This is a genomic window from Paraburkholderia azotifigens (assembly GCF_007995085.1).
GTDB lineage: Bacteria > Pseudomonadota > Gammaproteobacteria > Burkholderiales > Burkholderiaceae > Paraburkholderia > Paraburkholderia azotifigens.
Map to the genome: position 1 here is coordinate 623,328 of NZ_VOQS01000005.1, position 15,312 is coordinate 638,639.

At 64.8% G+C, this 15,312-nt stretch carries 12 protein-coding genes; 9 read left to right on the forward strand and 3 right to left on the reverse strand.

Going from position 1 to position 15,312, the window contains the following annotated elements; translation table 11 throughout:
• Positions 1 to 47: 47 nt before the first annotated feature.
• Positions 48 to 962, reverse strand: a complete 915-nt coding sequence (locus FRZ40_RS34665) for a substrate-binding domain-containing protein (RefSeq protein WP_147237205.1) — start codon at positions 960 to 962, stop codon at positions 48 to 50.
• Positions 963 to 990: 28 nt separating this feature from the next.
• On the reverse strand, positions 991 to 1,848 hold the full coding sequence (locus FRZ40_RS34670; RefSeq protein ID WP_028368369.1) for an amidohydrolase family protein: 858 nt from the start codon (positions 1,846 to 1,848) through the stop codon (positions 991 to 993).
• 142 nt (positions 1,849 to 1,990) lie between these two features.
• Here FRZ40_RS34670 and FRZ40_RS34675 point away from each other — a divergent pair, with 142 nt between their 5' ends.
• Positions 1,991 to 3,247, forward strand: coding sequence for a LysR family transcriptional regulator (locus FRZ40_RS34675; RefSeq protein WP_147237206.1), 1,257 nt, complete (start codon positions 1,991 to 1,993; stop codon positions 3,245 to 3,247).
• A gap of 35 nt (positions 3,248 to 3,282) precedes the next feature.
• Here the strand turns inward: FRZ40_RS34675 and FRZ40_RS34680 are convergent, their stop codons facing one another.
• Positions 3,283 to 4,224, reverse strand: a complete 942-nt coding sequence (locus FRZ40_RS34680; protein WP_147237207.1) for a LysR family transcriptional regulator — start codon at positions 4,222 to 4,224, stop codon at positions 3,283 to 3,285.
• 307 nt (positions 4,225 to 4,531) lie between these two features.
• On the opposite strand from FRZ40_RS34680, the gene FRZ40_RS34685 reads away from it, so the two are divergent.
• The 8 genes from FRZ40_RS34685 to FRZ40_RS34720 are packed head-to-tail and all read left to right on the forward strand — an operon-like array spanning position 4,532 to position 15,247.
• The gene (locus FRZ40_RS34685; protein ID WP_147237208.1) at positions 4,532 to 6,052 is read left to right on the forward strand and encodes a UbiD family decarboxylase; all 1,521 of its coding nucleotides are present in this window, start codon (positions 4,532 to 4,534) and stop codon (positions 6,050 to 6,052) included.
• Complete coding sequence (locus FRZ40_RS34690; protein ID WP_147237209.1) at positions 6,045 to 6,677, forward strand: UbiX family flavin prenyltransferase; 633 nt, start codon at positions 6,045 to 6,047, stop codon at positions 6,675 to 6,677. The genes FRZ40_RS34685 and FRZ40_RS34690 overlap by 8 nt, the downstream gene beginning before the upstream one ends.
• Complete coding sequence (locus FRZ40_RS34695) at positions 6,674 to 9,727, forward strand: xanthine dehydrogenase family protein molybdopterin-binding subunit (protein ID WP_147237210.1); 3,054 nt, start codon at positions 6,674 to 6,676, stop codon at positions 9,725 to 9,727. Before FRZ40_RS34690 ends, FRZ40_RS34695 begins: the two co-directional genes overlap by 4 nt.
• Positions 9,724 to 10,545, forward strand: coding sequence for an FAD binding domain-containing protein (locus FRZ40_RS34700; protein WP_028368364.1), 822 nt, complete (start codon positions 9,724 to 9,726; stop codon positions 10,543 to 10,545). The genes FRZ40_RS34695 and FRZ40_RS34700 overlap by 4 nt, the downstream gene beginning before the upstream one ends.
• A 20-nt stretch (positions 10,546 to 10,565) precedes the next feature.
• Positions 10,566 to 11,078 carry a (2Fe-2S)-binding protein gene (locus tag FRZ40_RS34705; RefSeq protein ID WP_420873939.1) on the forward strand — a complete coding sequence of 171 codons (513 nt, stop codon included), beginning with the start codon at positions 10,566 to 10,568 and terminating at the stop codon, positions 11,076 to 11,078.
• On the forward strand, positions 11,071 to 12,660 hold the full coding sequence (locus tag FRZ40_RS34710; RefSeq protein WP_028368362.1) for an AMP-binding protein: 1,590 nt from the start codon (positions 11,071 to 11,073) through the stop codon (positions 12,658 to 12,660). Before FRZ40_RS34705 ends, FRZ40_RS34710 begins: the two co-directional genes overlap by 8 nt.
• 5 nt (positions 12,661 to 12,665) lie before the next feature.
• Positions 12,666 to 13,472: an enoyl-CoA hydratase/isomerase family protein gene (locus FRZ40_RS34715; protein WP_028368361.1), complete on the forward strand. Its 807-nt coding sequence runs from the start codon at positions 12,666 to 12,668 to the stop codon at positions 13,470 to 13,472.
• A 44-nt stretch (positions 13,473 to 13,516) separates the two neighbouring features.
• Positions 13,517 to 15,247, forward strand: coding sequence for a GMC family oxidoreductase (locus tag FRZ40_RS34720; protein WP_147237211.1), 1,731 nt, complete (start codon positions 13,517 to 13,519; stop codon positions 15,245 to 15,247).
• Positions 15,248 to 15,312 lie beyond the last annotated feature (65 nt).

Genomic DNA, 15,312 nt, shown 5'->3' on the forward strand with positions numbered 1-15,312 from the left:
GCGGCGAATATGGATTCGCTTGAGTGGTTGAAGCGTCGTGTGCCGGACTAGCGTGCGGCATCGCCGAGTATGTCGAGACAGTCCGCGAAAATTTCGTCGACGCTCAGTTTGCGCGGCAAGAGTTGCTGGCTTTCACAGAACGCGAGCGTCTCTTCGAGCGGACCGCGCAACGCGTCGATGCCGAACAGCAGCGGATCGGGCGCACCCGCATCGCGTTCATGCGCCACCGACTGTTTGGCTCGCAGCAGCAGGTCGTACACGGCGCGGACGGCCTCGGGATGCTGTTCGGCCAGCGCCTTCGTGACCACGACGACATGATTGACGGGTACATACGCGTGGATGCCATACCACGCGCGATCGGCGGCCGCTGCATCTTCGATCAGCGGCACAAGTCCTTCCTCGTCAGGCAGATCGTTGCCGAGGATGGCGGCATCGAGTTCGCCTGCGCGCAGCATGGGCAATAGCGATTCGCCAGGCTGTGCACGCCGGACGAACGACGGCTCGCGGTATTCATCCAGATGCGCGCCTTCGAACGTAACCCATTCGATCCTGTCGATGGGCACGCCATACGTCTGCGCGAGAATCGCGCGCACCCACATGCCTGTCGTTTGCGAATACGCACGCACGCCGATCCGCTTGCCTTCGAGATCGCCGACGCGCAGCCGGCCATGTCGCGCATTATAAATAATGCACTTCTGCTGAAAGCGTGCGGCGACGACGGCAGGCAGCAGCACGACAGGCTTGCCGTACGCCTTGGCCTGCAGATACGTCACGATGGCCAGTTCGCTGACGTCGAACGCCTGCTTGCGCGCCATCGGCGCGAAGGCTCGATGAATCGGCTCGACGTCCTCGAACGCGAGTTCGATGGCGGGATTCGTCAATTCGCCCGATTTCAGCGCGCGCGTATGCGGATACGTCATCAGCGCGGTTTTCAGGCGCAGCGGGTGGTTTGCGATGCTCATGTGCTGGTTTCCCCGGTGGCTTCCGTCGTTACTGTCCCGCCGCGAGTGCGGGGTAGAGCGTGCGTGCCGTGTCGCCGAAGATAGCTTGGCGCGCGCCGGCGGGCAGCATCGAAAGACTGTCGCGCGCATCCGCGAGCAATTGCGGCAGCGCGCCTTCGGCTGCGGGGAAATTCGAGCCCCATGCGATTCGATCTGCGCCGAATGCATCGAGCACCCGGGGAAAGAACGCACCCGGCGTCGATGCGCCGCGCGACGCTTCGGCGATCGTGCGATTGGTCAGCTTCAGATACACGCCGCGATGCGATGCGAGACTGAACAGCGGCGCGGCGGCCTCGTACGGCGGACCACCCGCCAGTTCAGGACGCGCGAGGTGATCGAGCAGCACGCGCACATCGGGAAAGCGCGACAACATGTTCAGCAACGCGGGAATGCCCTGTGCAGTCATCTGCAGACAGATCGATACGTCGTGCTTCTGCGCATAGTCCCAGACGGGAAACGAGCGCTCGTCGTCCAGCCAGCCGGCCTGGCCGGGCATCGTGCTGCCCGTCGTGAAGAGACGCAGACCGCTCAGACCTGCATCGAGCCAGCGTTGCATCTGCGAGACGGCATCTTTGGCCAGCACGTCGATCGAAAACACGCCTGCGAAGCGGTCGGGATGATTGCGCACGGCTTCGACCACATAACTATTGTCATTGCCATACACCGTCGATGCCTGCACGACGACGGCGCGTGCAATGCCCGCTTCGTCCATCGCTGCAAGGAGCCCTTCGAAACTGACAGGGCGCTTCGCCGACCATTCCGATTGATGGCCACCAACGGGCGCGAGAGGATATCGTTGTTTATCCGGGGAAATTGCATGGGTGTGTGTGTCGACGACGACAGACATGAACGGCTCCTGGCTGAAAGACATCTTGATCGGATTGCCGTCACTGTAAGCGCGGACCCGCTGAAGCCCTCAATATGAAGTACACCCTTTGGCATAAATTTTCGTTAAGCTAGGGGTTTTCACAGAGGCTTTTTGACGAGTCATGTCGACCGACACGGGACTGGAACGCGACGACGATCTCGCACGTCTGCGGCGTCTGTTTCTGTTCGATGCCGTCTGCGAAACGGGCGGCATCGGCCTTGCGGCGGCCCGCGCAGGGCGCACGCAGCCTGCCGTCAGCCTCGCCATCAGCAAACTCGAAGCCAGCTTCGGCGGGGCGCTGTTCGAGCGCGGCTATGGCGGCAGCGAGCTGACCGCTGAGGGCGAGATCCTGCATCGCCGTGTGCGGCGCATGCTCGATCAGATGGAGCGGGCTGTCAGCGATGCGATCGGCAACGACGGGCCGCACACGAAGAACATCGGCAATATCTGCCGTCATTTGACGGATTCGCAGGTGCGCTGCCACATTGCGATTGCCCAGTGCGGCTCGGCGGCGGAGGCGGCGCAGCAGCTCGGCATTTCGCAACCGGCCGTGCATCGCGCGGCGCGTCAGATCGAGCAGACGGTCGGCGCGACGCTCTACCGGCGGCGCGTGCACAGCGTGTCGGCGAACCCGGCGGGCGTCGAGTTCGCGCGCTGCCTGAGCCTCGCGATGTACGAGATCGCGCAGGCCCGCGAAGATCTCGCGCATGCACGCGGACAGATGACGGGACGGATTTCGCTCGGCGTGCTGCCCATGCTCGCGCCGCGTTTCGTCGCGCGCACGATCCAGCGGCTGCGCCGCCAGTACCCGAATGCGAAGGTGACGGTCGACGAAGGCTCTCACGCCCGGCTGTTACGGGAGCTGCGTTTCGGCAACATCGACGTGATCATAGGCGCGCTGAGGGTGCCTCGCCTCGCGGGTTCCGAGCGGGAAATCGAGCTGTTTTCCGATCCTTATGTGATCGCGGTCAGAAAGGGGCACCGGCTGGCAGGCAAGAAGACGATCGCTGCCCGCGATCTCGCGGCGTTCGACTGGGTGGTGCCGCAACGGAATGTGCCGCGTCGCGCAGTGATCGACTCGATTCTCGCGCGCCTGCCGGGCGATCCGCCGCTCGTGGTCGAGACCAGTTCGCTGCCGATGATGACGGCCATGCTGGTAGAAAGCGACTGCATCACGCTGCTGTCGCGCTCGCAGATTCTCGAAGCGTATCCCGCCAGCGAGATGGTTGCGCTGGAACTTCAGACGCCGGAAGCAGAGCGCACGGTTGGTTATACGATCAGAACGCAGTGGCTCGGCACGCCCATGCAGCAGGCGTTTCTGGAGCAATTGACGCTCGAGGCGGGTGTGTGGACCACGAACCCTGTCGGCGCGGATTGATGCCCGCGGCAACGCTCGATCCCGAGCCGCGAGCTTTACACTGCGGATTCCCTGGACACGGGTGGCACGTTGATATCGGCAGCAGTCGAGACCTGCCGCAGTTCGTCGGCGATGATCGCGATCAGCGCTTCGGCGGCCGCGCTGAGGGGGCGGCGCGGATGGCTCACGCGCACGATATGCCGCACGATGCGCGGCGCGAGGATGGGATGCGCGCGCAAGGTTCCCTCGCGCACCGCGCGTCCAACCACGATGCGCGGCAGGATCGTCGCAAAGCGTGTCTTTTCGACGAGCGCGACGATGGTCGACAGCACGTCGATCTCGAAGCGCGGCGCGAGCATCACGTCTTCATGCTGTGCCGCCGTATCGAGTACGCCGCGCAAACCATGGCGCTTGGTGGGCAACACGAGTTCGAGTTCGGGTAAGTGCGCAAGCTCGATCGAATGAGGCAGGTCGGGACCGTGCGTGGCGCTCGTTGCGAGCACCATCTCCTCGTCGTGCAGCGGCTGGGAGTCGAGCGACAGACGCGCACGCGGCTTGTTGATCAGCGCGGCATCGAGCTGCCCGCCCGCCACCCAGTCGATGAACGTCGCGCTGTAGCCGTCGGCGACCGTCACTTCGACGTGCGGATAGCGCGCATGGAAGCGCGACAGCGAATCGGCCAGCACGCTCTCCGTGACCGATGCGATCAGTCCGATGGTCACGTGCCCTGTAACCACCTCGTCGCGCTGCACGAGCTGCTGCCGCGCGTGCGCGAGGTCGCGCATGATAGGCAAAAACAGCCGGTACATCAGGCGGCCCGCGGCCGTCGGCGCCATGCCGTGCGCGCCGCGCTCGAACAGCTGCTGATGCAGTTCCTCTTCCAGTTTGGCGATCTGCATGCTGAGCGCGGGCTGCACGATGTTGAGCCGCTTCGCTGCGCGCGTTACCGATCCGTCTTCGAACAGTGCGATGAAATACTGGATTTGCTTGAGGTCCATGATGCGGCGATTCGGAAAGCGGGTTATCACGGCGGCTAATGGCGTGCATCCGGTTCATCACGTCACACCGTCAAGCCGCGCCGAAAGGCTTGCCCGGCGGCCGTTGCGCAGAGGCGGGAGCCAGCGTGTGTAGTGATATCGCCCTGTAAGCAGAACGTCATCGGGGCTAACACGGATATCAGCAACGATGATCCAAAGCATCAAAAATCAGTATTAGAACTTATACCGCGATCTGGCTACGCTTGCCTCCATATCCTCTCGATCCGCATAAGCGGGCAGCGAAGAGGCGGCATAGATGGAGACGCAGATGAATACTCGCGACGCCGCAACCAGCGGCGCCTTTTCAGGTTCCCCTACCGATTCCGTTTTCCAGGCAGTCCGCGAATGGGCCGAGCCCTCGGGCGCGCTGACGCTGCGCGGCTGGCTCGCGCATCTCGCCCGCACAGGCCGTCTCGCGACGATCGACAAGCGCGTCGCCCTCGAACACGAACTGGCCGCTGTCGCGAAGCGGCTCGATGGCACACAGGCGGCATTCTTCACACGAGCCGGCCAGCACGCGATACCCGTCGTCAGCGGCTTCATGTCGAAGCGCGCGTGGATCGCGGAGGCGATGGGCGTCGAGGAATGTGATTTGCTCGCGCGCTTTCGCGCCGCCGCCGATGCACCCGTCGCGTCGCAACTCGTCGCCAGCCGTTCGGCCGTCTGCCAGCAGGTCGTACATACCAACGGGATCGACCTGCACGCGCAGCTGCCCATCCCGACACATAGCGAGCACGACAACGGTCCGTACATCACGGCAGGCCTCGTGATCGCGCGCAATCCGCGCACGGGCGTGCAGAACGTATCGATCAACCGCATTCAGGTGCATGGCCGCGACCGCATGGCCATCCTGCTGCTGCCGCGCCATCTGCACGCGTTCCAGAAGGCCGCTGAAGCCGCCGGCGATGCGCTCGACGTTGCCATCGCCATCGGCGTCGATCCGCTGACGATGCTCGCGTCGCAAGCCATCACGCCGATCGACAACGACGAACTCGAAATCGCGGGCGCATTGCAGGGCGCGCCGCTGCCCGTTGCGCAGTGCGTGACGAACGGCGTGCACGTGCCCGCGTTCGCGGAGATCGTGATCGAAGGGCGCATTCTGCCCAACGTGCGCGAACCCGAAGGCCCGTTCGGCGAATTCCCGAAGTACTACAGCGCGCGGGAAGCACGCGAGGTGATCGAGGTCACGGCCGTCACGCATCGGCACAACCCCATCTTTCATACGATCGTGCCCGCCGAAATGGAGCATCTGCTGCTCGGCGCGATTCCGCGCGAAGCGACCTTGCTCGCGCATCTGCAACGCAGCCATCCCGGCGTGAAGGACGTGCATCTTTCCGTCGGCGGCGTGTGCCGCTATCACCTGTGGGTCCAGTTCGACAAGAAGCGCGAAGGCGAAGCGAAGAACGTGATTCTCTGCGCATTCGGCGCGCACTACGACATCAAGCAGGTGGTCGTCGTCGATATGGACGTGGACGTGCACGATCCCGCCGAAATCGAATGGGCGGTCGCGACGCGCTTCCAGGCAGATCGCGATCTCGTCGTGATCGAAGGCGCGCAAGGCTCGCCGCTCGATCCGTCGACGACGGTGGGCCAGCCCGACGACGCGCCGCCGCATCTGCAGGGCGTCAGCGCAAAGATGGGAATCGACGCGACGCGGCCCGTCGCGTATCCGGCGCATGTGTTCACGCGCGTGCGCATTCCCGGTGAAGACGAGGTCGATCTCGACGCACTCGTCGCCACGGACAACACCGCGTTCGACGCGTGGCTGGGCGGTGCGCGCCATGACTGAGCATGCTGTGCGCAAGCCGCGCATCGTCGTCGGCATTTCCGGCGCGAGCGGCGCGATGATCGGCGTGCGCTTGCTCGCCGCGCTGCGCCGCCTCGACACGCACGAGACGCATCTGATCGTGTCGCAGTCGGGCGCGTTGACGGCGGCGCAGGAACTGGGACTGACGCGCAGCGATCTCGACGGCATGGCCGACGTGGTGCACAACGTGCGCGATATCGGCGCAGCGGTGGCCAGTGGCTCGTTTCTCACGGCGGGCATGGTGATCGTGCCGTGCTCGATGAAAACGCTGGCGGGAATCGCCAACGGCTTCGCGGACAACCTGCTGACGCGCGCGGCCGACGTGATGTTGAAGGAGCGCCGCCGCCTCGTGCTCGTCGCGCGCGAGACGCCGCTCAACCTCGCGCATCTTCGCAACATGACGCAGGCAACCGAAATGGGCGCAATCGTGATGCCGCCCGTGCCCGCGTTCTACGCGCATCCGAAGACGATCGAAGACGTCGTCGATCACACGGTCGGACGCATTCTGGATCTGTTCGCCATCGAGCATCGCGAGATCGCAAAACGTTGGAGCGGCCTTGGCGACGCGATGGCGATGCGTCGCGACGAGGAGGGAGCGCTTCGATGAACCAGCGCGAAACGAACCTCGCAGAAACCGATGCAGCCGCGCCGGCAAACGAACCGTCGCAGCCGCGAGCATCGAAGCACGTCGGACGTCCGATGCAACGTCTCGAAGATCCAGCGATCCTGACGGGGCGCGGTCGCTATGGCGACGACATCGGCGTCAAGCCGGGCACGCTGCACGCGGCTGTGCTGCGTTCGCCGCATGCGCATGCCGAACTCGTTTCGCTCGATGTAAGCGGCGCATTGAAGCTGCGCGGCGTGCGCGCGGTGTTGACGCGCGACGATCTGCGCCCGTGGTCGCGACCCTTCGTTGTCGGCGTGAAGTCGCCGATGGAGCAATGGGCGCTCGCGATGGACCGCGTGCGCTATGTCGGCGAGCCGGTCGCCGTGGTGATGGCGGAATCGCGCGCGCTCGCCGAAGACGCGCTCGACCTCATCAAGGCCGATTACCGGATTCTCGATCCCGTGACGACGATCGAACAGTCGATGCAAGACGATGCGCCCGTTCTGCACGAACGCGTCGGCACGAACGTGATTAGCGACCGGCATTTCCGTTATGGCGAGCCAGAAGCCGCGTTCGAAAGCGCGCCGCATCGCGTGAAGATCGTCACGCATTATCCGCGCAACTCGTGCGCGCCGATCGAGTGCGGCGTGGTGATCGCCGAATATCTGTCGGGCGATGAAGGCTACGATGTCACGTCGAACTTCATGGGCCCGTTCTCGCTGCATGCGGTCATGGCGATGGCGCTGAACGTGCCCGCAAACCGCCTGCGTCACAAGGCGCCGCGCGATTCCGGCGGCAGCTTCGGCGTGAAGCAGGCGGTATTTCCGTACGTGGTGATGATGTGCCTCGCGTCGCGCAAGGCCGGGGCGCCTGTGAAGTGGGTCGAAGACCGGCTCGAGCATCTGAGCGCGGCGACGTCGGCGACGGCACGCCTGTCGACGATCGAGGCGGCCGTCGACGGCGACGGGCGCATCACGGCGCTCGCCTACGATCAGATCGAAGACTGCGGCGGCTACGTGCGCGCGCCGGAGCCCGCGACGTTCTACCGGATGCACGGCTGTCTGACGGGCGCGTATGCCGTTCCAAATCTCATCGTGCGCAATCGCGTGGTGCTGACGAACAGGACGCCGACAGGGCTCGTGCGCGGCTTCGGCGGACCGCAGGTGTACTTCGCGCTCGAACGTCTGATTCAGCGCATCGCGATCGAACTGAAGCTCGATGTACTCGACGTCTATCGCCGCAACTTCGTGCCCGCCGATGCGTTCCCTTATCGCGCGGTAGCGGGTGCGCTGCTCGATTCCGGCAACTATCAGGAGGCGTTGCGGCGCGGGCTCGCGCAAGGCGGCTACGACGAACTGGTGAAGCGCCGCGACGCGGCGCGCAGCGAAGGGCGCATCTACGGCATCGGCTTCGCGGCCATCGTCGAGCCTTCCGTGTCGAACATGGGCTACATCACGACCGTGATGCCCGCCGAAGCGCGCAAGAAGGCCGGTCCGAAGAACGGCGCGATTGCCAGCGCAACCGTGAGCGTCGATCTGCTCGGCGGCGTGGTCGTGACGGTCGCATCGACGCCCGCAGGGCAAGGGCATATGACCGTCTGCGCGCAGGTTGTCGCGGATGTGCTCGGGCTGGATCCGAAAGATATCGTCGTGAACGTCGAGTTCGATACGCACAAGGATGCATGGTCGGTGGCGTCGGGCAACTACTCGAGCCGCTTCGCGGGCGCCGTTGCCGGCACGGTTCATCTTGCCGCGACCCGTGTGCGCGACAAGCTCGCGCGCATCGTTGCGAAGCAGTTCGGCTGTGCGGCCGAAGATGTGTGCTTCGAAGGCGGCCGCGTCTATCCGAAGGCAGCGCAGGACCGCGCGCTGCCGTTTGGCCGTGCCGCAAGCAATGCGCCGCATTGGGCGCCCGCGCTGTTGCCTGAAGGCGAAGAGCCTGGCTTGCGCGAGACGGTGTTCTGGTCGCCGCCTCACATGGATGCACCGGACGAGAACGACCGCATCAATACGTCGGCGGCGTATGGCTTTGCGTTCGACATGTGCGCGCTGGAAATCGATCGCGCGACAGGCCATGTGCGCATCGACCGCTACGTGACGACGCACGATGCCGGCACGCTGCTGAACCCCGCGCTCGCCGACGGCCAGATTCGCGGCGCGTTCGCGCAAGGTCTCGGCGCGGCGCTGCTCGAAGAATTCCGCTACGGCGCGGACGGCAGTTTTCAGTCGGGCACGCTCGCCGACTATCTGATGCCGACCACTTGCGAAGTGCCCGACCCGATCATCGTGCATCTGGAGACGCCGTCGCCATTCACGCCGCTCGGCGCAAAGGGCCTCGGTGAAGGCAACAACATGAGCACGCCTGTATGCATCGCGAACGCGGTTGCCGACGCATTGGGCATCGACGATATCCGCTTGCCGCTTACGCCTTCGAAGGTGATGGCGTTGGTCGGCATCGACGATCCCGAACCGTCGCGGCCCGAGTATCGCGAAGCCGCGACGGAGAAAAAAGCGGCGCCGGGCGGCGGCCGCGCGCTCACGGCGCAAGGCACCGTCGATCTGCCCGCGACGCCGGAAGCCGTGTTCGCCGTGCTGCTCGATCCGGCCGCGCTCGCGAAAGTGATCCCCGGTTGTCACGAACTCGAAGCGACGGGGCAAAACCAGTATCGCGCCGATGTGACCGTCGGTGTCGGCATGATCAAGGCGCGTTTCGAAGCGCGTATCGGGTTGTCGGATATCGACGCGCCGCGTCGTCTGCGGCTCGAAGGCGCAGGCATGTCGCCGCTCGGCAGCGCGCGTGGCAACGGGCTCGTCGAACTGGTGCCGACCGAAAACGGCACGCGCCTCACCTACGACTATGAAGCGCAGGTGTCGGGCAAGGTCGCGGCGGTCGGCGGGCGCATGCTCGAAGGCGCGGCAAAGGTCGTGCTGCGGCAACTGTTCGAATCGCTTGGACGCGTCGCAGCGGGCGGCGAGCCCGGCGCGGCAGGCAGTTCTGCGCCGATGCGCTTCTTTCGGCGGTTTCTCGCGCGCTTCAGGAGGCCGGCATGAAGCCCGCACCGTTCGACTACATCCGCGCGACGACGACGCAAGACGCGCTCGACGCGCTCGCGCAAACAGGCGAGGACGCACGCGTGCTGGCAGGCGGCCAGTCGCTGATGGCCGTGCTGAACATGCGCCTCGCCCAGCCGCGCGTGCTGGTCGACATCTCGCGTACGGGCGAATTGAACGCGGTCCATACGGATACGCAAACGGGGCGGCTCGTCGTGAGCGCGGCGGCGACGCAAGGCAGCGTCGAATGGCGGCCCACGCTGCGCGACGAAGTGCCGTTGCTCGCGATGGCGTTTCCGCATATCTCGCACTTTCAGGTCCGCAATCGCGGCACCGTGTGCGGCTCGATTGCGCACGCGGACCCGAGCGCCGAACTGCCGCTCGTACTGACGGCGCTGGGCGGCGACATCGTGCTGCGTTCGAAGAAGAAGCGGCGCACCTTGTCCGCCGGCGAGTTCTTCCAAGGCATGTTGATGACGGCGCGCGAGCCCGATGAAATCGTCGAAGCCGTGCGCTTTCCGCTGAAACAGCGAGGCGAGCGCTTTGGCTTCGCGGAATGTTCGGCACGTCACGGCGATTTCGCGATGGTCGCATGCGCAGCCGTGGTGACGGACGACGCGATCCGGATCGCAGTCGGCGGCGTCGCCGACCGGCCGAAGCTCGAGATATGGCCGCGTCTGCAAGGCAACGACCTGCGCGGCGCATTAAACGATTTGAGCTGGAAACTGGGCGCGCAGGACGATGCGCATATCAGCGCGAAGTACCGCCGTCATCTGGTGCGAGAACTCGGATGGCGCGTGATCGAGGAGGCGAAGTGAGCAAGACCACACCCTACGTGATGCGGCAAGGCGAGCAGTGCGCCGTCACGCTGACGCTGAATGGGCGCGAACGCAGCGGCTATTGCGAAACCCGCGAACTGCTGTCGGATTTTTTGCGCCATGAACTCGGCGCGACGGGCACGCATGTTGGCTGCGAGCATGGCGTGTGCGGCGCGTGCACCGTGCATCTGGATGGCGTCGCCGTGCGCTCGTGCCTGACGCTTGCGGTGCAGGCAGAGGGCCGCCGCATCGATACCGTCGAAGGCCTTGCGCCCGCGCAGACGCTCGGCGATCTGCAACAGGCGTTCTCGCGTCACCATGCGTTGCAATGCGGATTCTGCACGGCGGGCATGCTGATGTCGTGTGCGGATTTCCTGCAACGCGTGCCCGATCCGACGGAAGAACAGGTGCGCGACATGCTGTCGGGGCACATCTGCCGCTGCACGGGCTATACGCCGATCGTGGCCGCCGTGCTCGATTGCGCGGCGCGGCGCAAGCAGGAGTGCGAAAACGCGGAGGCCGGGCATGCTTGATCTCGGCCGCACGTTTCTGCAAAGCGTGGAACGCAGCCCGCATGCGCTCGCGCTCGTCGACGGCGAGTTCCGCGTCACATATGAGGAGTGGCACCGCGTCATTCTGAATGCCGTGCATGGCCTGCATGAACTCGGTCTCGGGCACGGCGACCGCTTGCTGGCGGTGCTGCAAAACCGCTGGGAAATGGCGACGCTGCATTGGGCCTGTCAGTTCGCAGGCGTCGTGATGGTGCCGCTCAACTGGCGCGCGAAACCCGACGAACTCGACTACTGCGTGACGAATGCAGGCGTGAAGGCAATCGTCTACGAGCCGGTCAGCGCGGACGCCGTGATGCAAAGCCCGGCCGCGCAGAACGTTCCGCGCGTCGGGCTCGACGATGCGCCCGGACGTACCGCAACGATCGATTCCCTGCTGGCGCCTGCACGCGGCGCGACCGTGACGCCGGCCGCCGATGCCGGCGATTGCTCGCTGATCCTGTACACGTCGGGCACGACGGGCAAGGCGAAGGGCGTGCCGCGCCGTCATCGGCACGAACGCGCCGCCGCATTGGCGCACGTCGCGCAGAACCTCTATCGGCATGGCGAACGCACGCTCGGCGTCATGCCGCTCTATCACACGATGGGTGTGCGCTCGCTGCTTTCGATGGCGCTCGTCGACGGCCTGTTCGTCTGCGTGCGGCGCTGGAATGCGCGGCTCGCGCTCGATTCGATCGCGCAGTACAAGCTGACGTGCCTCTATCTCGTGCCGACGCTTTATCACGATCTGCTCGCAGATCCGGCGTTCGATCACATGGATACAACGTCGGTGACGAAGCTCGGATTCGCGGGCGCGCCGATGAGCGACGGCTTGCTCAAGCGGCTTGCCACGGCGTTCGAACCCGAGCTGTTCGTCAACCACTATGGCTCGTCCGAGGTCTACACCTTCAGCATCGATCAGCACGCGACGCTCAAGCCGGGCAGCGCCGGGCGCGCGGGCATCAACACGCGTCTGCGGGTCGTGAAGCTCGATGCGCGTTCGCCAGACGAAGTGGCTGCCGTGCATGAAGAAGGCCAGATCGTCGCGGACCTGCTCGGCGACGAAGCATTCGAAGGCTACTGGAACCGCCCCGACGCAAATGCGAAATCGCTGCGCGACGGCTGGTACTTTACAGGCGACACCGGCTACTTCGACGCGGATGGCGATCTCTATGTGACGGGCCGCGTCGACGACATGATCATCAGCGGCGGAGAAAACATTTCTCCCGTCGATATCGAGTCGGTGCTGTCGCTGCATCCGTGCGTCGATGAAGTGGCCGTGGCGGGCGTGAAGGACGAGCGCTGGGGCCAACGCGTAGTCGCGTTCGTCAAGCGGCGCGATTACGTCGATTGCGAGACGCTCGATGCGTGGTGCCGCGCATCCGATCTCGTCAACTTCAAGCGACCGCGCGAGTACGTTTTCGTCGACGACATTCCAAAGTCGCCCGTCGGCAAGATTCTGCGCCGCAAACTTCAGGCGGGCGAATTCCAGCGCGACGAGCGCGGCGCGATCGGGCGCACGGGACCGATTCAACAGCATCAACACATCGAAATCACGAAGGAGTAACACCCATGACTGACCTGACCCATCGCGGCCAGACGCTGCTTCAGGAACTCGACGGTTTTTCGGTCGAAATCGACGCACAGCGCGAACGCGCCGACATCATCCTGGACCGTCCGCCGTTCAACGTGATTTCGATGCACGCGCGCGACCAGTTGCGCGCCGCGTTCGAAGCACTCGACGAAGACGAGCGCGTGCGCGTGATCGTGATTCGCGCGAAGGGCGAACACTTTTCGAGTGGCGGCGATATCAAGGGCTTTCTGGAAGCGTCGCCGGAACACGTGTCGAAACTCGCGTGGAATATCGCTGCGCCCGCGCGCTGCTCGAAGCCCGTGATCGCCGCGAATCGCGGCTTCTGCTTCGGTGTGGGTTTCGAACTGTCGCTGGCGTGCGACTTCCGTATCGCGACGGATACGACCTTCTACGCGCTGCCCGAACAGAAACTCGGCCAGATTCCGGGCTCGGGCGGCTCGGCCCGCCTGCAGCAGATGGTCGGCATCGGCCGCACGAAAGACATCGTGATGCGCTCGCGCCGCATTCCCGGCAAGCAGGCCTACGAGTGGGGCATCGCCGTCGAATGCGTCGCGGACGGCGAACTCGAAGCCGCGACGGATGCGCTCGTCGACGAACTGCGCGCGTTCTCGCCGCTCGCGCAACGCACCGCGAAGAAACTGCTCAACGATACGGAAGACGCGCCGCTTTCCATCGCGATCGAGCTCGAAGGACATTGCTATAGCCGTCTGCGCACGTCGGAAGATTTCCGCGAAGGCGTCGAAGCCTTCCACGGCAAGCGCAAGCCCGTATTTCGCGGGAAGTAAGCAGGCAAACACAGAAGCCCGGATTCGGGCCTGGAGACAGGTTGATGGAACGCTTCGATTACGTGATCGTCGGCGGAGGATCGGCAGGGTGCGTGCTGGCGCACCGGTTGTCGGCTGTACCGTCGCTGCGCGTCGCGCTGATCGAGGCGGGCAGGGATACGCCGCCGGGCGCCGTGCCAGGCGAAATTCTCGACAGTTATCCGATGCCCGTTTTCTGCGGCGACACCTATATCTGGCCCGAGCTGAAAGCGCGAGCGACGCGCGGCGCGGCGTTGCGCGTCTACGAGCAGGGCAAGGTGATGGGCGGCGGGTCGAGCATCAATGTGCAATCGGCCAACCGCGGCCTGCCGCGCGATTACGACGAGTGGGCCGCGAATGGCGCAACGGGCTGGGGCTGGCGCGATGTGCTGCCGTACTTCCGCAAGCTCGAGCGCGACATGAATTTTCCGGAAGACGAACTGCACGGGCGCGACGGCCCGGTGCCGATTCGCCGCATCATGCCGGAAGACTGGCCGCCGTTCTGTCATGCATTCGAAAAAGGGCTGCGCGCGCAGGGTTTCGTGATGCTGCACGATCAGAACGCCGAGTTCGATGACGGTTTCTTTCCCGGCGCGTTCTCGAATATCGACGACCGGCGCGTGTCGACGGCGGCCGCGTATCTGGATGAGGCGACGCGCCAGCGCGGCAACTTACGCATTTTCGCGGAGTTACGCGTCGAGCGTCTGCTGATGGAAGGCGCGGTTGCGCGCGGCGTCGTTGCCGTTGCAAAAAACGGCGAGCGCGTGCAGTTCGACGCGAACGAAGTGATTCTGTGCGCGGGCGCTTTGCAATCGCCTGCAATGCTCTTGCGCGCGGGCATCGGGCCGCGCGACGAACTGGGCACACTCGGCATCGAATGCCGGGTCGATCTGCCTGGCGTCGGGCGCAATTTGCAGGACCATCCGTCGCTGACGTTTTGCCATTTTCTCGCGCCGCGATACCGCATGCCGTTGTCGCGGCGGCGCGCGAGCATGATGGCTGCGCGTCTGAGTTCCGGCGTGGAGGGCAGCGAAGCGTCCGACCTGTATCTGTCGAGTGCGGCTCGCGCTGCGTGGCATGCACTCGGCAACCGGCTCGGTCTGTTCTTTCTCTGGTGCAACCGGCCTTATTCGCGCGGCCAGGTGCGGCTCGCATCCGCCGATGCGTTCGCCGCGCCTCGCGTCGAACTCAATCTGCTCGACGATCCGCGCGATCTCGAACGGCTGGCAGCGGGCGTGCGCATGCTGGCTCGCGTCGTGAAGGCTTCAGGACTGGGCGGCGACGAACGCGATTTCTTCCCCGCCGCGTTTTCGCCGCGCGTGAAAGCGCTCAGCCGCGTCGGGTCGGGCAACGCATTGCTGACTTCGATGCTCGGCGTGCTGCTCGACACACCGGCGTCTTTGCGGCGGGCTCTGATCGAACGTTTCTTCACACGCGGCCAGCGCATGTCGGCACTGCTGGAAGACGCGCAGGCACTCGACGGTTTCATCCGCGCGAATGTATTCGGCGTGTGGCATGCGAGCGGTACGTGCCGGATGGGCGACTTGCGCAGCGCGGACAGTGTCGCCGATACGGAAGGCCGCGTGCATCGCACGCAAGGTCTGCGCGTGGTGGATGCGTCGCTGATGCCGCGCTTGCCGTCGGCGAACACGAATATTCCGACCATCATGATCGCCGAGAAGATCGCCGACGCGATGGTCATGCAACGAAGCAAGACGGGCGCGACGCAAACCGCGCCGCTTGTTTCGACGCCATAGCCGTTTCATTAACGCTAACCAGAGCACGCAAGTACAAGGTGCCATCTTCATCGGATTCAACAAGA

Coding starts and splice junctions, on each gene's coding strand:
- FRZ40_RS34670 (WP_028368369.1), bottom strand. CDS start 1,848: ATGTCTGTCGTCGTCGACACACACACCCATGCAATTTCCCCGGATAAA.
- FRZ40_RS34685 (WP_147237208.1), top strand. CDS start 4,532: ATGAATACTCGCGACGCCGCAACCAGCGGCGCCTTTTCAGGTTCCCCT.
- FRZ40_RS34665 (WP_147237205.1), bottom strand. CDS start 962: ATGAGCATCGCAAACCACCCGCTGCGCCTGAAAACCGCGCTGATGACG.
- FRZ40_RS34675 (WP_147237206.1), top strand. CDS start 1,991: ATGTCGACCGACACGGGACTGGAACGCGACGACGATCTCGCACGTCTG.
- FRZ40_RS34705 (WP_420873939.1), top strand. CDS start 10,566: ATGCGGCAAGGCGAGCAGTGCGCCGTCACGCTGACGCTGAATGGGCGC.
- FRZ40_RS34700 (WP_028368364.1), top strand. CDS start 9,724: ATGAAGCCCGCACCGTTCGACTACATCCGCGCGACGACGACGCAAGAC.
- FRZ40_RS34680 (WP_147237207.1), bottom strand. CDS start 4,224: ATGGACCTCAAGCAAATCCAGTATTTCATCGCACTGTTCGAAGACGGA.
- FRZ40_RS34720 (WP_147237211.1), top strand. CDS start 13,517: ATGGAACGCTTCGATTACGTGATCGTCGGCGGAGGATCGGCAGGGTGC.
- FRZ40_RS34715 (WP_028368361.1), top strand. CDS start 12,666: ATGACTGACCTGACCCATCGCGGCCAGACGCTGCTTCAGGAACTCGAC.
- FRZ40_RS34695 (WP_147237210.1), top strand. CDS start 6,674: ATGAACCAGCGCGAAACGAACCTCGCAGAAACCGATGCAGCCGCGCCG.
- FRZ40_RS34690 (WP_147237209.1), top strand. CDS start 6,045: ATGACTGAGCATGCTGTGCGCAAGCCGCGCATCGTCGTCGGCATTTCC.
- FRZ40_RS34710 (WP_028368362.1), top strand. CDS start 11,071: ATGCTTGATCTCGGCCGCACGTTTCTGCAAAGCGTGGAACGCAGCCCG.